Origin of the sequence: Kitasatospora sp. NPDC096147 (assembly GCF_044763225.1) — a bacterium.
Classification (GTDB): domain Bacteria; phylum Actinomycetota; class Actinomycetes; order Streptomycetales; family Streptomycetaceae; genus Kitasatospora.
Genome location: NZ_JBIWFX010000005.1, coordinates 435,750 through 454,336, shown reverse-complemented (window position 1 = coordinate 454,336; position 18,587 = coordinate 435,750). Strand labels below are relative to the sequence as shown.

At 72.2% G+C, this 18,587-nt stretch carries 13 protein-coding genes; 2 read left to right on the top strand and 11 right to left on the bottom strand.

Features of this window, described 5'->3' with window-relative positions; translation table 11 throughout:
- Positions 1-79: 79 nt before the first annotated feature.
- From ACIRBX_RS19700 to ACIRBX_RS19665, 8 genes are all read right to left on the bottom strand, one after another.
- The gene (locus ACIRBX_RS19700) at positions 80-1,300 is read right to left on the bottom strand and encodes a hypothetical protein (RefSeq protein ID WP_402298289.1); all 1,221 of its coding nucleotides are present in this window, start codon (positions 1,298-1,300) and stop codon (positions 80-82) included.
- A gap of 72 nt (positions 1,301-1,372) precedes the next feature.
- The gene (locus ACIRBX_RS19695) at positions 1,373-2,089 is read right to left on the bottom strand and encodes an ABC transporter ATP-binding protein (RefSeq protein ID WP_402298287.1); all 717 of its coding nucleotides are present in this window, start codon (positions 2,087-2,089) and stop codon (positions 1,373-1,375) included.
- Positions 2,086-2,928, bottom strand: coding sequence for an ABC transporter ATP-binding protein (locus tag ACIRBX_RS19690; protein WP_402298286.1), 843 nt, complete (start codon positions 2,926-2,928; stop codon positions 2,086-2,088). Before ACIRBX_RS19690 ends, ACIRBX_RS19695 begins: the two co-directional genes overlap by 4 nt.
- 8 nt (positions 2,929-2,936) lie before the next feature.
- Complete coding sequence (locus ACIRBX_RS19685) at positions 2,937-4,625, bottom strand: branched-chain amino acid ABC transporter permease (RefSeq protein ID WP_402298284.1); 1,689 nt, start codon at positions 4,623-4,625, stop codon at positions 2,937-2,939.
- Positions 4,626-4,632: 7 nt separating this feature from the next.
- Positions 4,633-5,562: a branched-chain amino acid ABC transporter permease gene (locus tag ACIRBX_RS19680; RefSeq protein ID WP_402298282.1), complete on the bottom strand. Its 930-nt coding sequence runs from the start codon at positions 5,560-5,562 to the stop codon at positions 4,633-4,635.
- A 103-nt stretch (positions 5,563-5,665) separates the two neighbouring features.
- Positions 5,666-6,901, bottom strand: coding sequence for an ABC transporter substrate-binding protein (locus ACIRBX_RS19675; protein WP_402298280.1), 1,236 nt, complete (start codon positions 6,899-6,901; stop codon positions 5,666-5,668).
- A gap of 289 nt (positions 6,902-7,190) precedes the next feature.
- Positions 7,191-7,829 (bottom strand): hypothetical protein, encoded by a 639-nt coding sequence (locus tag ACIRBX_RS19670; protein WP_402298278.1) that lies wholly within the window; start codon positions 7,827-7,829, stop codon positions 7,191-7,193.
- Positions 7,830-7,932: 103 nt separating this feature from the next.
- Positions 7,933-8,385, bottom strand: a complete 453-nt coding sequence (locus ACIRBX_RS19665) for a PaaI family thioesterase (RefSeq protein ID WP_402298276.1) — start codon at positions 8,383-8,385, stop codon at positions 7,933-7,935.
- Positions 8,386-8,600: 215 nt separating this feature from the next.
- Here ACIRBX_RS19665 and polA point away from each other — a divergent pair, with 215 nt between their 5' ends.
- Positions 8,601-11,276 (top strand): DNA polymerase I, encoded by a 2,676-nt coding sequence (gene polA, locus ACIRBX_RS19660; RefSeq protein WP_402298429.1) that lies wholly within the window; start codon positions 8,601-8,603, stop codon positions 11,274-11,276.
- A gap of 82 nt (positions 11,277-11,358) precedes the next feature.
- Here polA and ACIRBX_RS19655 read toward each other — a convergent pair whose 3' ends face one another.
- The 3 genes from ACIRBX_RS19655 to ACIRBX_RS19645 all read right to left on the bottom strand — a co-directional run bounded on the left by ACIRBX_RS19655 (position 11,359) and on the right by ACIRBX_RS19645 (position 16,619).
- Positions 11,359-12,987 carry a cellulose binding domain-containing protein gene (locus tag ACIRBX_RS19655; protein ID WP_402298274.1) on the bottom strand — a complete coding sequence of 543 codons (1,629 nt, stop codon included), beginning with the start codon at positions 12,985-12,987 and terminating at the stop codon, positions 11,359-11,361.
- A 242-nt stretch (positions 12,988-13,229) separates the two neighbouring features.
- Entirely contained in the window at positions 13,230-15,746 is a 2,517-nt protein-coding gene (gene hrpB / locus ACIRBX_RS19650; protein ID WP_402298272.1) for an ATP-dependent helicase HrpB, read from the bottom strand.
- Positions 15,747-15,749: 3 nt separating this feature from the next.
- Complete coding sequence (locus ACIRBX_RS19645) at positions 15,750-16,619, bottom strand: class I SAM-dependent methyltransferase (RefSeq protein WP_402298270.1); 870 nt, start codon at positions 16,617-16,619, stop codon at positions 15,750-15,752.
- A 412-nt stretch (positions 16,620-17,031) separates the two neighbouring features.
- Between ACIRBX_RS19645 and rpsA the strand changes: the two genes are divergently transcribed.
- Complete coding sequence (rpsA, locus tag ACIRBX_RS19640) at positions 17,032-18,522, top strand: 30S ribosomal protein S1 (RefSeq protein ID WP_345284251.1); 1,491 nt, start codon at positions 17,032-17,034, stop codon at positions 18,520-18,522.
- Positions 18,523-18,587 lie beyond the last annotated feature (65 nt).

The following is an 18,587-nucleotide window of genomic DNA, read 5'->3' as shown; positions in this document are numbered from 1 at the left end:
GCCGGCGGGGGGGGGGGCGCCCGCCCGGGGGGGGGGGGGGGGGGGGGGGCCCCGGGGGGGGCCCCCCCCCCCCCACCGCTCAGAAGTTCCTGACGGTGCGTCGCGTCCAAGGCAGACCGGCCAGCCGAGCCGCCGCGCGGCGCCGGGCCAGCAGCGGGCCGGTGATCGCGGCGACTGCCGCCCCGAGCGCTGCCGACTGGGCGAACGGCCCGCCGGAGGCGAGCAGCCCGACCGCACCGAGGGCGGTGGCCAGCGCCGCGAGGACCAGGGCCGGTCGGTGCACCTCGCGGGCGGCGGTGCTGACGGCGAGTCGGCGGGTGGCGCGCAACCGGACCGGAGCGGCCGTCCGGCGGCCGAAGACCTCGGGCGGCTCCATCTCGGTGAGCTGCGCCCAGAGCACCAGGCCGTCGTCCGCGACCAGCACCACGGCGGGAGTGTCGGTGCGCCGCCAGCGCTCCGCGCAGAGCGCCCAGACCGTCCGCCCGGTCAGTGCCGAGGCGGCGGCGAAACCGTCCGGCGTGTACGGGATCCGGAGCCGGCAGCTGCGCTTGCCGCCCCGCACCGGCAGATCGGCGACGACGTAAGAGGAGACCGTTCCCGGCCGGCGGCCGGGGCTCTGGTGCTCGGTCCGCACCGGTCGGCCCACGGTGACCCGGACGGCCGGCAGCGGACGGCCGGCCCGCGCGTCGGCCCGGAGCACCCGGACCCCCGCCCCGCGTACCCAGTCGTGCCGACGCGCGGCGACCACGACGGACAGCCCGAGGGCGGCGAGCAGGCCGAAGCAGACGACCGGCAGCAGCGGGACCAACAGCTGGGGATCGGTGGGGAGTTGGAGGTGGATCAGGGCCTGCAGGCCGAGGCCGTACAGCAGGCCGAGGGTGTACGCGGCCGGCCGGGCCGGGCGGGGCAGCACCGCCGGCGGCGGCGGTGCGTCGGTGGCGGCTTCCGGTTCGGCCCCGGTGTCCGGGGGAGTGACGTCCTCGGGGGTCGGCAGCGCCGATGGGGCGCGCAGCCCGGCCCGGAGCCAGCCGGCCGCGCAGAGCAGGCCGGGCAGCGCGGTGGCCAGCGGCCACGGGTACGGCCGGGCGGCCGGGGCGGCCAGGGTGAGTGCCAGGGTGACGGTGAGCAGCAGGAGCGCGGCTGCGCCCCAGCAGCCGGTAGCCCGGGTCGCGAGGCGGAGCGGTGACGGATGGTCCACGGGGACAGTCAAGTCGGTGCGGCCCGGCCGGTACCAGCCTTCGAAGATCACGATTGGGCGCGGCACGCGCGGCACCAACAGCACGGCGGGCACGGCAGGCACGGCAGGCACGGTACGCCGAGGCCCTCCCGCGCCCGGGAGCGCGGGAGGGCCGGTGGCGGTGCTGACGAGGGGTCAGTCCTCGCCGAGGTAGGCCTTGCGGACCGAGTCGTTGCCGAGCAGGTCGCGGCCGGTGCCGGTGAGCACGATCTTGCCGATCTCCATCACGTAGCCCTGGTCGGAGAGCGAGAGCGCGGCCTGCGCGTTCTGCTCGACCAGCAGGATGGTGGTGCCGGCCGCCTTGAGCTCCACGATGGTGGCCATGATCTTCTGCATCATCAGCGGGGACAGGCCCATCGAGGGCTCGTCCAGCATCAGCAGCTTCGGACGGGACATCAGGGCCCGCCCCATGGCGAGCATCTGCTGCTCGCCGCCGGAGAGGGTGCCCGCCGCCTGCTTGCGGCGCTCGCCGAGGATCGGGAAGAGCGTGTAGGCGCGCTCCACGTCCTCGGCGATGCCGGCCGAGTCCTTGCGGAGGAACGCACCGAGCAGCAGGTTCTCCTCGATGGTCATCCGCGGGAAGATGTGCCGGCCCTCGGGGGAGTGGGCCAGCCCGAGCGCGACGATCTTGTGCGCCGGGACGGCGGACAGCGGCTTCCCGTCGAAGACCACGGTGCCGCCGGTCGGCTTGAGCAGACCGGAGAGGGTGCGCAGGGTGGTGGTCTTGCCGGCGCCGTTGGTGCCGATCAGGGTGGTGACCTCGCCCTGGTTCGCGGTGAAGCTGATGCCCTTGACGGCCTCGATCTTGCCGTAGGCGACGCGGAGGTCCTTGACCTCGAGCAGCGCGGTCATGCGGCGTCTCCCGCCTGCGAGTCGGTGCTGGTGGTGCTGTCGGTGCCGGTGGCCGTCTCCAGCGGTGCGCCGAGGTAGGCCGTGATGACCCGCTCGTCGCCCTGGACGGTCTCCTTGTCGCCTTCGACGATCTTCTGACCCTGCACCAGGACGGCCGTCCGGTCGCAGAGGTTGAAGATGAACTTCATGTCGTGCTCGATCACCAGGATCGCGATGCCCAGGTCGCGGATGGCGAACACCAACTCCTCGGCGGCGTTGGTCTCCTGGGGGTTCATGCCGGCGGTCGGCTCGTCCAGCAGCAGCAGGCCCGGGTCGCTGGCCAGCGCACGGGCGATCTCCAGCTTGCGCTGCTCGCCGTAGGGCAGGTTGCGGGCCAGGTGGTCGGCCTTGGCCGCCAGACCGGTGAACTCCAGGAGCTCCATGGCCCGTTGGCGGCTGGCCGCCTCGGCCCGGTGGTACCCGGGGCCGCGCAGGATGGCCGAGAACAGGCCCTCCTTGGTCCGGCTGTGCCGACCGACCAGCACGTTCTCCAGCACCGTCATGTTGGCGAACAGCCGGATGTTCTGGAAGGTGCGGGCGATGCCGGCCTGGGTGACCAGGTGCGGCTTGGGCGGCAGCACGGTGCCCTTGTAGCTGACGGTGCCCTCGGTCGGGACGTACAGCCCGGTCAGGCAGTTGAAGAAGGTGGTCTTGCCGGCGCCGTTGGGGCCGATCAGACCGACGATCTCTCCGGCGTTGACCGTGAGGTTCACGTTGTTGACGGCGGTCAGGCCGCCGAACCTCATGGTGACGCCACGGGCGTCCAGCACCGTCTCGGTCGTGGTCGTGGTGGTGCTCATCTGGGTGGTCACGCCCCTGCCTTGGTGAGGACGGTGTCGCCGGGCGCGGCCTGGACGGGGATGCCGGGGGTCTCGAACTCCAGCTGCTGGCGGCGGCCGGCCACCAGGCCGGCCGGGCGCACCCGCATCAGCACGATCAGCGCGACGCCGAAGGCGAGCAGCTGGAAGTCCTTCAGGAACTCCAGCTTGGCCGGGATCAGGTAGAGCAGGCTGGCGCCGAGCAGCGGGCCGCTGATGGTGCCCATGCCGCCGAGGATGACGGCGGCGAGCAGGAAGGCCGAGTTCGGCGGGACGGCCCCGGCGAAGACGTAGACCTCGGGGGTGACGGCGCTCTGCACGTGGGCCTGGACGGCGCCGGCCATGCCGGCCAGGGTGGCGCCGAGCGCGAACGCGATCAGCTTGACCCGGAAGCCGTTGATGCCCATCGCCTCGGCCGCGGTCTCGTCCTCGCGGATGGCGACCCAGGCGCGGCCGATCCGGGAGTCGGAGACCCGGCTGAAGACCAGCACCACGATGGCGGTGACGACCAGCATCAGCAGCATGTAGTTGGAGAACTTGCCGACGCTCAGGCCGAACAGGCTGTGGGTCTGGCCGAAGTCGAAGCCCAGGATGTTGACCTGGGGGATCGCGCCGATGCCGTTCGGGCCGTTGGTGATGCTCGGGCCGGAGGTGCCGTCCATGTTGTTCATGGCGATCCGGAAGATCTCGCCGAAGCCCAGGGTGACGATGGCCAGGTAGTCACCGCGCAGCCGCAGGGTCGGGGCACCGATGACGACGCCGAAGACCAGGGCGGCGACCGCGCCGATCAGCACGGCCAGCGGGAACGGCACCTGCCAGTCCCGGAAGACCGAGAACTGCGAGCCGGAGACCAGGGCGGCGGCGTAGGCGCCGACGCCGAGGAAGGCCACGTAGCCGAGGTCGAGCAGACCGGTCAGGCCGACCACGACGTTCAGGCCGAGCGCCACGGTGGCGAAGACCAGGATGTTGACCCCGACCAGGATGTAGAGCTCGCTGGACTGGGTGAACGGGAAGGCCGCGGCGGCGGCGAAGGCACCGCCGGTGGCCACCGCACGGTGACGGGCCGTCAGGTCGCTGAAGCGGCGCACCAGTCCGGACTGGGAGAGCGCGATCGCGCTGGGCACCACGGCGAACAGGTAGCTGGAGAACAGCTCCTTCTCGGCGCCGATGCCGAAGGCGAAGAGCAGCAGGCCGACCGCGAAGACCGCGATGATGATCAGGATCTCGGCCCAGGAGCTCAGCTTGGGCGCCGGGCCGGCGGTGCGCCGGTCGTCCGGCAGCTGGTAGGCACCGATCGCGGTGGCCAGCGAGCCGACGCCGAGCACCCAGCCGCCGGGCTCCAGGTTGGCCAGGCCGCCGAGCTGGTAGGCGATCATCGCGATCGAGAGCCAGGAGCTGAGCAGGGCGCCGAGGCCGAGCAGCAGCAGCGGCCGGGAGCTGCCGGCCGGGGCGAGCCAGCGCAGGCCGCGCACGTCGTAGGAGGCGAGGACGTAGAGCAGGGTGACCAGGCCGGAGCCGAGGGCGACCCACTGCAGGCCGGCCGGTGAGAAGTCGTACGTGAGGTCGCCGGGGAACTCGTCGGTCCAGGTCCAGGCCAGCAGCGAGGAGGCGGCGGTGAGCACGGCGCCGGCGGCCGTGACGGCGCGGGCGGCGGAAGCGGGGAGGAAGGTGGTGGTCATAGCGGCCTCACGCCCGGTCTGCGACGCGCTCGCCCAGCAGACCTTGTGGTCTCACCAGGAGCACGACGATGAGGAGTACGAACGCCCAGACGTTGGCCCAGCTGGCGCCGCCGAGCTGGTCGAGGCCGGGGACGTGCTGGATGTAGGCGGTGGCGAGGGACTCGGCCACGCCGAGCACCAGACCGCCGAGCATGGCGCCGTAGATGTTGCCGATGCCGCCGAGCACGGCGGCGGTGAAGGCCTTCAGACCGGCGATGAAGCCCATGGTGAACTCGACCTGGCCGTACCGGAGTCCGTGCGCGACGGCCGCGATGGCGGCGAACGCGGCACCGATGGCGAACGCGACCACGATGATCCGGTCGGTGTTGATGCCCATCAGCTTGGCGGTGTCCGGGTCCTGCGAGGTCGCCTGCATGGCGCGGCCGGTGCGGGTCATCCGGACGAAGGCACCCAGGATGATCATGCAGAGCGGCGCGGCGACCAGCAGGAACAGGTCGTTGCGCTGGAGCGTGAAGGCGCCCAGGTCGATCGCGTCGCCCTGGAAGTGCGGGAAGGTGCGCGCCTTCTTGGCGTCGGGGTAGAACTGCCAGACCAGCTGCTGGAGCGTGATCGACAGGCCGATCGCGGTGATCAGCGGGGCGAGCCGTGGAGCGGTGCGCAGCGGCCGGTACGCCAGGCGCTCGGCGCCGGTCGCGACCAGGACGGAGACGATCACGCCGCCGACGATCATCAGGGGCAGGGCCAGCCAGAGCGAAGTGCCGGACGGCAGGAGAAGGTAGGCGGTCAGCGCGCCGAAGCCGCCGACCATGAAGATCTCGCCGTGGGCGAAGTTGATCAGCTGGACGATGCCGTAGACCATCGTGTAGCCGACGGCGATCAGGCCGTACATCAGCCCGAGCATCAGGCCGTTGGCCAGGTTTTGCGGCAGTTCGTGCACCGCAGCCTCCGTGGTGTGGGGTATGGGACGGGCGGGGGTGCTGTTGGCGCCCCCGCCCGGGTGCTGCTGGATGTGATCCGGCGTCAGGCGCCGGCCGGCCGGATCAGCCGGAGTAGGTGCCGCTCTTGACGGCCGCCCACTTGCCGTCCTTGACCTGGTAGACGGTGAGCTGCTTGTTGGTGGTGTCGCCGTACTGGTCGAAGGAGACCTTGCCGGTCGCACCCTCGAAGGAGACCTTGCCGAGCGCCTCGATCACCTTGGGGCGGGCGTCGGTCGGCAGCTTGCCGCCGTTCGCCGCCACCACGGCCTTGACGGCCTCGACGATCGACCAGGCGGCGTCGTAGGAGTAGCCGCCGTAGGCCGCGTACGGCTCCGGGTAGCCGGCCGCCTTGTAGCCCTCGATGAAGGCCTTGGCGGAGTCCAGCTGCTCGACCGGCGCGCCGACCGAGGTGGCGAGGTCGCCCTCGGCCTGGCCGTTGGCCAGCTTGATGAACTCGTCGTCGTAGATGCCGTCGCCGCCGAACACCGGGACGGTCGCGCCGGCCTTCTTGATCTGGCCGCTGAGCGGGCCGCCCTCGGGGTACTCGCCGCCGTAGTAGACCGAGTCCGCACCGGAGGACTTGACCTTCGTCGCGACCGCGGCGAAGTCCTTGTCGTCGGGGTTGATGTGCTCGGTGCCGACGACCTGGCCGCCCAGCTTCTTGAACTCCTCCAGGAAGATGTTCGCGAGGCCGGCGCCGTAGGTCTTCTTGTCGTCGATCACGAAGACCTTGGTCTTCTTGGCGTCGTTGTAGAGGTACTGGGCGGCGAACTTGCCCTGCACCACGTCGGTGGTGGCGGTGCGGAAGTACGAGGCGTACAGGCGCTTGAAGTCCTGCTTGCCCCAGTCGGCGCCGAGGCTCAGCTGCGGGTTGGTGTTCGCGGGGGAGACCTGGGCCAGCTTGGCGTCGTTGAAGACGCTCTGCATGGTCAGCGAGACACCGGAGTTGAGCGGGCCGACGACACCGAGCACGGCGGTGTTGCCCACCAGCTTGGTGGCGTTCTGCTGGCCCGAGGACGGGTTGGCCTGGTCGTCCAGCGCCTCCAGCTCGAAGGTCACGCCCGGGACGGTCTTGTCCTTGTTGGCCTTCTTCACCGCGAGGTCGGCCGAGTTCTTGATGCCGAGGCCGAGGGCGGAGAGCTTGCCGGTCAGGGGTGCGTCGACACCGATGACGACCTTGACGCTGCCGCCGGCGGCGCCGTCCTCGGTGGTCTTCTTCTCACCGCGCGAGCCGCAGGCGGAGACCGTGAGCGCTCCGGCGACCGCGATGCTCACGACAAGCAGTGAACGATTACGCACGAGGGTTCCCTTTCTGAGGAAAAGCACCGGGCCGGAAGTGGACGGGGTGCTCGTCGCGCGCTGGGGCCAGGCCCGATTGTGTGGCGCGGTGACTGGCCGTGACTCTAGAGCGCATTTCCCGGCTCGGGCAGGGGTGCGGGCAGGCTGTGATTCTCTTGTTATGAGGACACGGCCGATTAATCTCACATAGTGGTCGTTCGCCCGTGCTTACCGGGCCGTTGACAGGAGCTTGACCCGTCCGTGGACCTGAATTGCCGCCAGAAATGCAGGTGGTCGGCAATCCGTCCGACTATCGGACGCGTCCGTCCGGAGAGGTGGTTTCGGCCGGAGCCGTCCGGATATCGGAACTCGGGCAGGCCGAACCGAGCCAATGCGCCAGTGATTCGGCGTACACGGTCCCGGGGATCTGACTCACCGTCTGGATTGCGCGGGTGTTACGCAGCGTTACATCGATATAGGGCAGCCCCACTCCGACGGGTACGGTCGAACAGTCCGTCAGGTCGTACTCCAGCCGCAGGCGGACGGTCCGGTCGCCGGCCATTGTGAGCGGAAGTCCGCCCCGGACCGACAGGCTGATCCCCGGATAGGGCTGGGTGACCGCCAGCAGCTCCACCGGCTCGGCTCCCTCCACCCGGAAGTCGGCGGACAGCGAGAGGTGCCGGCCGTCGGCCGTCCCCCCGCCCGGCACCGTCAGCCGGGCCAGCTGGGCCGGGTACGGCACGGGTGCCGGCGCGGCCCGCGCGGGCGGGTCGCGTTCGAGGGCGTGGAACACCAGCAGGGCGGTGACGGCGACCGCCAGGCCGAGCAGTGCGTACCGCCGCCGGAGCCCCAACTCCCGCTGCGCACGCATCAGTCGACCGGTCGGACCGCCCTCGGTCCGTACCGTGCCGTCCCCGGCCTCCACCGGACCGAGCCCGTCCCCGGACATGCCGACGCCCCCTCGTTCGGCACCCTCCTGCCCGGTGCGGGCGGAGGCCAAACAAGGGGGCGCGGGGGGCACGCGGCCAGGGCGTGCGGAGGCGCCGGTGGGCTCAGAGGTCGCGCAGCATGCAGGTGAGCCGGCAGCTGGTGATCCGCTTGCCGGTGTCGTCCGTGATGGCGATCTCGTAGGTCGCGGCGGTCCTCCCCTTGAACACGGCGGTGGCCACCCCGGTCACCAAACCCGAAGTGGCGGACCGGTGGTGGGTCGCGTTCAGGTCCACCCCGACCGCGTACCGCCCGGGGCCGGCGTGCAGCATCGCGCCGATCGACCCGAGCGTCTCGGCCAGCGCGGCCGAGGCCCCGCCGTGCAGCAGTCCGTACGGCTGCTGGTTCCCCTCCACCGGCATGGTGCCGACCACCCGGTCCGCGCTGGCCTCGACCACCTTGATGCCCAGCCGGTCGCCGAGGTGGCCGCCGGTAAAGGTGGAGGGGTCGACGCCGAGCTTGGCGAAGTGGTCGAGCACGTCCTGCGGGACGTTCAGGATCGGGGCCGCGTCGGTCATGGTGCTCCTGCCGTTCGAGGGTCGCTGCGGATCGCTCCGTGCACCGCCGGGGGTGCTCCGGTGATCGTACGACCGCCCGCTCGCGGCGACACGGGGTTGTCCCCGGCGGGCCCTAGGATCGGTCAGTGGCAGAGCAATCGGCAGGAACGGACGTGGACGTGGCTACGCAGAGTACGGACAAGGCAGCGGCAGGCTCCGGGGGCCGTCCCCGGTTGATGCTGCTGGACGGGCATTCGATGGCCTACCGGGCCTGGTTCGCGCTGCCCGCCGAGAACTTCTCCACCGTCACCGGCCAGACCACCAACGCGATCTACGGCTTCGCCTCGATGCTCGCCAACACGGTGCGGGACGAGCAGCCCACCCACCTCGCGGTCGCCTTCGACCTCTCCCGGAAGACCTTCCGGTCCGAGGAGTTCCCCGACTACAAGGCGAACCGGGCCAAGACCCCGGACGAGTTCAAGAGCCAGATCGGCCTGATCCACGAGCTGCTCGACGCGATGCACGTCTCCCGGATGTCGGTCGAGGGCTTCGAGGCCGACGACATCATCGCCACCCTGGCCACCGCCGCCGAGGCGGCCGGCTACGACGTGCTGATCGTCACCGGCGACCGGGACTCGCTCCAGCTGGTCACCGAGCACGTCACCGTGCTCTACCCGACCAAGGGCGTCTCCGAGTTGACCCGCTACACCCCGGAGAAGGTCGCCGAGAAGTACGGCGTGACGCCCGCCCAGTACCCCGACCTGGCCGCGCTGCGCGGTGACCCGTCGGACAACCTGCCCGGCATCCCCGGCGTCGGCGAGAAGACCGCCGCCAAGTGGGTCAACCTCTATGGCTCCTTCGACGAGCTGGTCGCGCACGCCGACGAGGTCAAGGGCAAGATCGGCGAGAAGCTCCGCGAGCACCTCGACTCGGTGAAGCGCAACCGGGTGCTCACCGAGCTGGTCCGCACCGTCGAACTCCCGCTGGCGGTCGGCGACTTGGAGCGGCAGCCGTTCGACCGCGAGGCGGTCGGCCAGCTGCTGGAGTCGCTGGAGTTCCGCAACCCCAACTTCCGCGACCGGGTCTACGCGCTCGACCCGGCCCCGGCCGACGAGGCCGAGGCGGCCCCCGCCCCCGGCATCGCGGTCGAGGGCACCCTGCTCACCGAGGAGGGTGCGCTGGCCGCCTGGCTGGCCGAGCACACCGGGGGCACCGTCGGCCTCGCCGCCCTCTACACCTGGGCGCTGGGCTCCGGCGAGGTCGAGCAGATCGCGCTGGCCACCGGCGAGACGGCCGCCTGGTTCGACCCCACCGGGCTGGCCGAGGCCGACGAGCGGGCGCTGGCCGGCTGGCTGGCCGACCCGGACCGGCCCAAGGCCCTGCACATCGCCAAGCAGGTCATGCGGGCCTTCGCCGAGCGCAGTTGGCGGATCGAGGGCGTGGTCGCCGACACCGCGCTGGCCGCCTACCTGGACAAGCCGGGCCGCCGCACCTTCACCCTCGACGTGCTGGCCGAGGAGTACCTGGCCCGCTCGCTGGCCCCCGCCGAGGTGGCCGAGAGCGGCCAGCTCTCCTTCGACACCCCCGAGCACGACCCCACCGCCGGCGCCCAGGCCCTGATGGCCCAGGCCCGTGCGGTGCTCGACCTCGCCGGGTACTTCGACACCCGGCTCGCCGAGGTCGGCGCGGCGGAGCTGCTGCACGAGATGGAGCTGCCGATCGCCGAGTTGCTGGCCCGGATGGAGCGCACCGGCATCGCCGCCGACCGCGCGTGGCTGACCACCATCGAGTCGCAGTTCGCCGCCGAGATCCAGCGGGTGGTCGGGGAGGCGCACGCGGCGGCCGGCCACGAGTTCAACCTCGGCTCGCCCAAGCAGCTCCAGGAGATCCTGTTCGGCGAGCTGGCCCTGCCCAAGACCAAGAAGATCAAGACCGGCTACACCACCGACGCCGACGCGCTCGCCTGGCTGGCCACCCAGACCACCAACGAGCTGCCGGTCATCCTGCTCCGCCACCGCGACCAGGCCAAGCTGCGCACCACCGTCGAGGGCCTGCTGAAGACCGTCTCCCCGCAGGGTCGGATCCACACCACCTTCAACCAGATGGTGGCCGCCACCGGCCGGCTCTCCTCCCAGGACCCGAACCTGCAGAACATCCCGGTCCGCACCGAGGAGGGCCGGCAGATCCGCCGCGCCTTCGTGGTCGGCGAGGGCTACGAGGCGCTGCTCACCGCCGACTACTCGCAGATCGAGCTGCGCATCATGGCCCACCTCTCCGAGGACGCCGCGCTGATCGAGGCCTTCGAGTCCGGCGAGGACCTGCACACCACGGTCGCCTCCCAGGTCTTCGAGGTCGCCCCCGAGGCGGTCGACGCCGAGATGCGGCGCAAGATCAAGGCGATGTCCTACGGCCTGGCCTACGGCCTCTCCGCCTACGGCCTGTCCCAGCAGCTCGGCATCAAGCCGAACGAGGCCCAGGGCCTGATGGACACCTACTTCGAGCGCTTCGGCGGCGTCCGCGACTACCTGCACCGTGTGGTCGAGGAGGCCCGCGCTGTCGGCTACACCGAGACCCTGCTCGGCCGCCGCCGCTACCTGCCGGACCTCACCAGTGACAACCGGCAGCGCCGCGAGATGGCCGAGCGGATGGCGCTCAACGCCCCGATCCAGGGCACCGCCGCCGACATCGTCAAGATCGCCATGCTGAACGTGGACCGGGCGCTGACCGAGGCGAAGCTGTCCACCCGGATGCTGCTCCAGGTGCACGACGAGATCGTGCTCGAACTCGCCCCCGGGGAGCGGGAGCAGGTCGAGGCTCTGGTCCGCGCGCAGATGGCCGGCGCCTACCCGCTGCGCGCCCCGCTCGACGTCTCGGTCGGCATCGGCGCCAACTGGGAGGAAGCGGCGCACTGACGCCCGGGGCGCGGGGACCGCGCGATCCGGCAGGTGGCGGCGAGCCGCACTGCCGATCGCCCGGTCCCCGCGCCCCTGTGCGCTACCCGGTGAACGCCGCGAACAGCTTCGAGAACTGGTACGGCGTCTGCGGCACGTTGGTGCACTTCGGCAGCGACCCGGTGCACGCGTTGGCGTCCCGGGTCATCTCCCAGAACGCCAGCTCCCCGAGGTGGTTCTGCTGGGCGAACGCCACCACCTGCTGGGCGTCGGCGATCCCGAACACCTCCGAGGGCGTGTCGTTCTGCCCCAGCATCGGCGTCAGCCCGGTCTTCGCCCAGGCCTGAGCCGCCGTCAGCTCCGGCCAGACCTGCCGGACCTGGGCCTGGGTCGACTGCCCGGACTGGATCACGTAGGCGCCCATCCTCCCGGCCGGGCTCGGCGCGGCCCAGTCGCCGAAGTCCATCGCCATCGCGTTGACCACGTCCACCGCCAGGCCGGCGTTCTTCGCCGACTGCAGCACGTAGACCCCGTCCGCCGTCAGCCCGCTCGGCAGCACCGGCAGGGTCAGACTGACCTTCAGGTCACGGCCCTTGGCCCGCTGCGCCGCCTGCACCTGCGCGACGGCCGCCGAGCGGCGGTCCACCGAGGCCTTCTCGGTGACCGCGGTGCCCTCGATGTCGAAGTCGATCCGGTCGAGGCCGTAGACGTCCACCACCTTCTGGTACTGCGCGGCCAGTGCGGCCACCGTGGTGCAGGACTGGGCGAGTTCGGTCCCGTTCGCCCCGCCGAAGGACGGCCGGACGGTGCCGCCCGCGGCCCGGAAGGCGTCGATCTCCGGCTTGTACCAGCCACTGGCCGGGTCGAAGGCGCCGAACCAACTGGCCGTGCAGGGCTGGCTCCCGTTGATCAGGAAGGCCAGCGAGAACTGCTTCAGCCCGCTCGCCGCCGACAGCGCCGTCAGGCTCGGCGTCGGGTACGCCCCGAGGTCCACGTACGGGGCCGAGGCCCCGGGCGCGGTGCCGCTGCCGGCGACGGCCGACACGGTGGCCGAGGCGGCCGACTCGTTCCCGGCCGCGTCGAAGGCGGAGACCGAGAAGGTGTGGGTGCTGCCCGCGAGCAGACCGGTCACGGTGGCGGTGGTGCCGGTCGCGGTGGCCACCACCGCACCGCCCTCGCGCAGGTGGTAGCCGGCCACGCCCTGGTCGTCGGTGCTCGCGTTCCAGGAGAGCGCGACGCTGCCCGGGCCGGTGCCGGAGACCTTCAGACCGCCGGGCACGGTGGGCGCGGCGGTGTCGGCGGGGGAGCCCGCACAGGGCCGGTCGTTGACGGTGCAGTTGGCGGGCGGGGTCTGGGCCGCGCTGCCGTTGTTCACCCCGAAGCCGACCACGGCGGCGGTGGCACCGGGGGCCAGCGGTCCGGCCCAGGCCGGGGGAGTGACGGTGTAGCGGCGCCCGCCGGTGACGGCGACCGAGGTGAGCGTGCCGTTCCAGGCGCCGGTCACGGTCTCGGTCGCGGGCAGGTCGAAGGAGAGCGCCCAGGTGGAGACGGGCGCGTTGGTGCGGTTGGTGACGGTGTAGCTCGCCTCGAAGCCGGTCTGCCAGGTGGAGGTGACCGCGTAGGCGGCGGTCACGCCGGTCACGCCGGCCTCGGCGTGCGCTCCGACGGCGGAGAACGGGACGGTCAGGGCAGCGGCCGTGGCGGCTGCCAGGGGCAAGGCGACGCGCCTCATGGGCGGGTACTCCTCGGGGTGAGTGGGGGATGGCAGCCGCGCGGCCTCCACAAGATGGTCCAGACCAATGCGGGCCGTCAATGGATAGCCGGACGCTAGGCGAAAGCTTTGCCATCTGCGGTGGCGCACACCCGAGTTGAGCACCGATCGGCTTGACCTCCCGCTACGGCGGGCTTAAGGCCGGCTTGAGGTCCGCTCAGCGGCCGAGGGCCTCGGCCGACGGCTCTGCCACAGCGCCGCATTCAGCCCTTGCGCGGATTGGTGCGCTTGGTCGGCTCCGCCGTGCTCGGGTCCTCCGGCCACGGGTGGCGGGGGTAGCGGCCGCGCAGGTCGGCCCGGACGGCCTTGTAGCCCTCGCGCCAGAAGGTGGCCAGGTCGCCGGTCACGGCGGCCGGGCGGCCGGCGGGGGAGAGCAGATGGACCGTCAGCGGTACGCGCCCCCCGGCCAGCCGGGGCGCCGCCTGCCAGCCGAACAGCTCCTGGAGCTTGACCGCGAGCACCGGCCGGTCGCCCGCGTAGTCCACTCGGATCCGGGACCCGCTCGGCACGGTGATCCGCTCCGGCGCGAGCTCCTCCAGCCGCCCGGCCTGGCCGGAGGCCCAGGGCAGCAGGCGCTGCAACGCCGCCACCAGGTCGATCCGCTCCAGGTCCGCCCTCCGCCGGGCCCGGGACAGATCCGGCTCCAGCCACCCGCCCCCGGCCAGCGCCGCGTCGCCCACCTCAGGCCACGGCTCGCCCAACTCCCGCTCCAGGAATGCCAGTCGAGCCCGCAGTCCGACCGCCTCCGGGGTCCACCGGAGCAGCGCCCCGACCCCCTCCCGGGCCAGCCCGTCGAGCAGTGCGGCCCGTACCAGCTCCGGGTCGGGCTTCGTCAGCGGCGTGGTCTCCAGCTCCACCGCCCCCAGCGCCGACACCCGCCGGGCCGTCACCTCGCCCTGCCGTGCGGACCAGGCGACCTCCGCCCGGGAGGAGAGCAGCGCCGCCCCGGCCCGCCGCGCGGTCTCCTCGTCCAGCGCCGCCCCGAGCCGTACCCGGGCCGAGTGCGCCCCGGCGGGCCGGTCCGCACTCGCCACCGCCAGCCACTCCTCCCCGGCCAGCCGCGAGCCCGCCCCGAGCTCCGCCGCCGTCCCGGAGGCCATCAGGTACGGCCCGTCCACCGCCCGGGCCCGGGCGATCCGCTCCGGGTACGCCAAGGCCGCCACCAGGCCCGGCACCTGACGCTCCGTCACCGACGACGGGCCGCCGCCGCCCTCCACCAGCCGCCCGAGCCGCCGCACCTCGTCCTTCCACCGCCGCGCGTACGGGTCGTCCGACGACCCGGCCCGCACCCGCCGCCAGACCTCCGCGAGGTCGTCGCCGAAGGCCCGCGGCGGCTCCTCGGAGAGCAGTGCCACCACCTCCGCCGCCCGCCGGGCACCCACCAGCTCGGCACCGTCCAGCAGGGCCCGGGCCAGTCGCGGGTGCAGCCCGCTGCGGACGATCCGCTGCCCGCGCGCGGTGGCCCGCCCGTCCTCGTCCACCGCGCCCAGCCCGGCCAGCACCTGACGCGCCGCCAGCATCGCCCCGGCCGGCGGCCGGTCCGGCAGTGCCAGTCCGGCGGCCGTCGGATCGCCCCAGCAGGCCGCCTGGAGCGCGAACGAGGTGAGCTCCGCCTGGGCGATCTCCGGCGTCGGGAAGCGCGGCGCGAGCGCGTCCTCCGCCTCCGCCCAGCACCGGTAGACCACCCCGGGCGCCTCCCGCCCGGCCCGCCCGGCGCGCTGCCGGGCCGCCGCCAGCGAGGCCCGCACCGTCACCAGCCCGGACAGCCCGCGCGCGTGGTCGGTGCGCGGCTCCCGGGCCAGCCCGGAGTCGACCACCACCCGCACGCCCGGCACGGTCAGCGAGGACTCCGCCACCGAGGTCGCCAGGATCACCCGTCGCCCCGCACCCGTCCCGACCGCCAGCGCCGCGTCCTGCACCGCCGCCGGAGCCTGCCCGTGCAGCTGGAGCACCTCCACCCCCGGGGCGCCCAACTGCCCGGCGACCCTGGCGATCTCACCCACCCCCGGCAGGAAGCAGAGCACGTCCCCGCCCCGCTCGGCGAGGGCCCGCCGCACCGTCCCCGCGACGTGCTCCAGCAGCAGCGGGTCGACCCGCGTCCCCTGCGGCGGCTTCACCCCGCGCGGCGGCGGCGCCCAGACCCCCTCGACCGGGTACGAGACGCCGTGCGCCTCCACCACCGGTGCGCCGCCGAGCAGTTCGGCCCAGGCCTCGGTGTCCGAGGTGGCCGAGGCGCAGACGATCCCGAGCTCCGGCCGGAGCGTGCCCCGGACGTCCAGCAGGAAGGCCAGCGCGGTGTCCGCGTCCAGGTGCCGCTCGTGGCACTCGTCCAGCACCACCACGTCGACCCCGGTCAACTCCTGGTCCCGCTGCAGCCGTTGCAGCAGCACGCCGGTGGTGACCACCTCGACCACGGTGGCGGGCCCGGCCCGCCGCTCCCCACGCACCGTCAGGCCGACCGACTCGCCGACCTGCTGCCCCAGCAGCCAGGCCATCCGCCGGGCCGCCGCCCGCACCGCCAGCCGCCGGGGCTCGGCCACCAGCACCCGCCGCGCCGGTCCGGGCAGGCCTTCGGCCAGCCCGGCCAGCGCCAGCGGCACCAGGGTGGTCTTGCCCGTCCCGGGCGGCGCGGCGAACACCGCCACGCCCTCCTCCGCCAGGGCTCGCTGGAGTGCGGGCACGGCGGTGCGGACGGGCAGTTCGAGCCCGGCGGAGCGCACCCGTCAGCCCCGCTCGGTGACGAAGATCGCGGTGCCCGGGATCAGCCGGCCGCGCAGCGGGCTCCACCCGCCCCACTCCTGCTCCAGCCCCTCCGGCCACTCCGGCTCGACCAGGTCCAGCAGCCGGAAGCCCGCCCCGGTCAGCTCCCGCACCCGGTCGCCCAGCGTCCGGTGGTGCTCCACGTAGGTGGCCCGCCCCTCGGCGTCCTGCTCCACGTACGGTGTGCGGTCGAAGTACGAGGAGCCGGCCGTCAGCCCCTCCACCCCCGGCTCGTCGGGGAAGGCCCAGCGGATCGGGTGGGTCACCGAGAACACCCAGCGGGCCCCCGGCCGCAGCACCCGGTGCACCTCGCGCATCAGTGCGGCGGTGTCCGCGCTGAACGGCACCGCCCCGTAGGCCGAGCAGGCCAGGTCGAAGGAGCCGTCCGCGAACGGCAGCACCGCCGCGTCCGCCTGCACCACCGACAGCGGCTCGACGCCCCGGCCGAGGTCGATCCGGCGGGAGTGCTGGAGCTGCCGGTAGGAGATGTCCAGCGCCACCGGCACCGCCCCCTGGGCGGCCAGCCAGCGCGAGCACTGGGCCGCGCCGGCACCGAGCTCCAGCACCCGCAGCCCCTTCAGCCCGGCCGGGTCGCCGAGCAGCTGCGCCTGCGCCTCGTCCAGGCCCTCGGGGCACCAGGTGAAGCGGTCGTCGCCGAGGAACTCGCCGTGTTCGTCCTGGTACTCGTCCGCGTTCCGGTCCCACCAGTGGCGGCTGGCGCGGCTGGACTCGTCGGCCTCGGCGTCCCGCCGCAGTGCCTCGTCCTCGTCCTCCTCGGGGAGGTCGAGCGGGGCGAGGTCGTCCGGGTCGGGGGAGGAGGGGGTGGTGGCCAAGGTCGTGGAGCCCGTCGCGTAGGGTATGGGGTGCGGAAGCGCTGCTGTCACGACCGGTCCTGATCACGGGGCCGATTCGCGGCCGTGGCATCCGGGGAGAGGCCCCTGCGGCTGCCACCGGCTAGGTGCGCAATCGGAGGATATGGCCTGATCCATCCCGGCCTCCACCGTCTCGTCGTCTTCGACGTTGACCGTGCATGGCTGTCCCCGTATGCTACAAGTTGCGCTGCGGGCCTGCGCGCCTCGGACGGAGCAGGTCGCGCTCGCATCTGTCGAAGACCCCACGGTCGCAAGACGGACACCAGATCCTGGTGAGCCGTCGTCTTGGCTGTCCGGCTTTCGGTGGGAGCGATACGGGCCCTCCGCGTGGCATTACCTACGACTTCATGTCCGTACCGGAGCCCTTTTCCTAATGACGAGCCCCACCGACACCTCTGTCAGCACCACCCCGCAGGTTGCGGTCAACGACATCGGCGATGCCGAGGCCTTCCTCGCCGCCATTGACGAGACCATCAAGTACTTCAACGATGGCGACATCGTCGAGGGCATCATCGTGAAGGTCGACCGTGACGAGGTGCTCCTCGACATCGGTTACAAGACCGAGGGTGTCATCCCCTCCCGCGAGCTCTCGATCAAGCACGACGTTGACCCGCACGAGGTCGTCAAGGTCGGCGACGAGATCGAGGCCCTGGTTCTCCAGAAGGAGGACAAGGAGGGTCGTCTGATCCTGTCCAAGAAGCGCGCTCAGTACGAGCGTGCCTGGGGCACGATCGAGAAGATCAAGGAAGAGGACGGGATCGTCACCGGTACCGTCATCGAGGTCGTCAAGGGTGGTCTCATCCTCGACATCGGCCTCCGTGGCTTCCTCCCGGCCTCGCTGGTCGAGATGCGCCGCGTCCGCGACCTCCAGCCCTACGTGGGCAAGGAGCTCGAGGCCAAGATCATCGAGCTGGACAAGAACCGCAACAACGTGGTCCTGTCCCGCCGTGCCTGGCTGGAGCAGACCCAGAGCGAGGTCCGCCAGACCTTCCTCACCACCCTCCAGAAGGGTCAGGTGCGCTCCGGCGTCGTCTCCTCGATCGTCAACTTCGGTGCCTTCGTGGACCTGGGTGGCGTCGACGGTCTCGTCCACGTCTCCGAGCTGTCCTGGAAGCACATCGACCACCCGTCCGAGGTCGTCGAGGTCGGCCAGGAGGTCACCGTCGAGGTCCTCGACGTCGACATGGACCGCGAGCGCGTCTCCCTGTCGCTGAAGGCGACCCAGGAGGACCCGTGGCAGCAGTTCGCCCGGACCCACCAGATCGGTCAGGTCGTCCCGGGTAAGGTCACCAAGCTGGTTCCGTTCGGTGCGTTCGTCCGCGTGGACGAGGGCATCGAGGGTCTGGTCCACATCTCCGAGCTGGCCGAGCGCCACGTGGAGATCCCGGAGCAGGTCGTCCAGGTCGGCGACGAGATCTTCGTCAAGGTCATCGACATCGACCTCGAGCGTCGTCGCATCAGCCTCTCGCTGAAGCAGGCCAACGAGGCCCTCGGTGGCGACGCCGCCGCGGCCGAGTTCGACCCGACCCTCTACGGTATGGCTGCCTCGTACGACGACGCGGGCAACTACATCTACCCCGAGGGCTTCGACCCCGAGGCCAACGACTGGCTCGAGGGCTTCGAGAAGCAGCGTGAGGAGTGGGAGCGCCAGTACGCCGAGGCGCAGACCCGCTTCGAGGCCCACCAGGCCCAGGTCATCAAGAGCCGTGAGGCCGACGCCGAGGCCGCTGCCGAGGGTGGCGACGCCGTCGCCGCCGCCGCCGGTGGCTCCTACACCTCGGCCAGCGACGAGGGCTCCGGCGCCCTCGCTTCGGACGAGGCGCTCGCTGCGCTCCGCGAGAAGCTGGCCGGCGGCCAGAGCTGAACTGACTGGGCCTCAGTCGCTGACTGAGGGTCGGTAGTCGACGAACCCCCTGTCCCGGTTCCCGG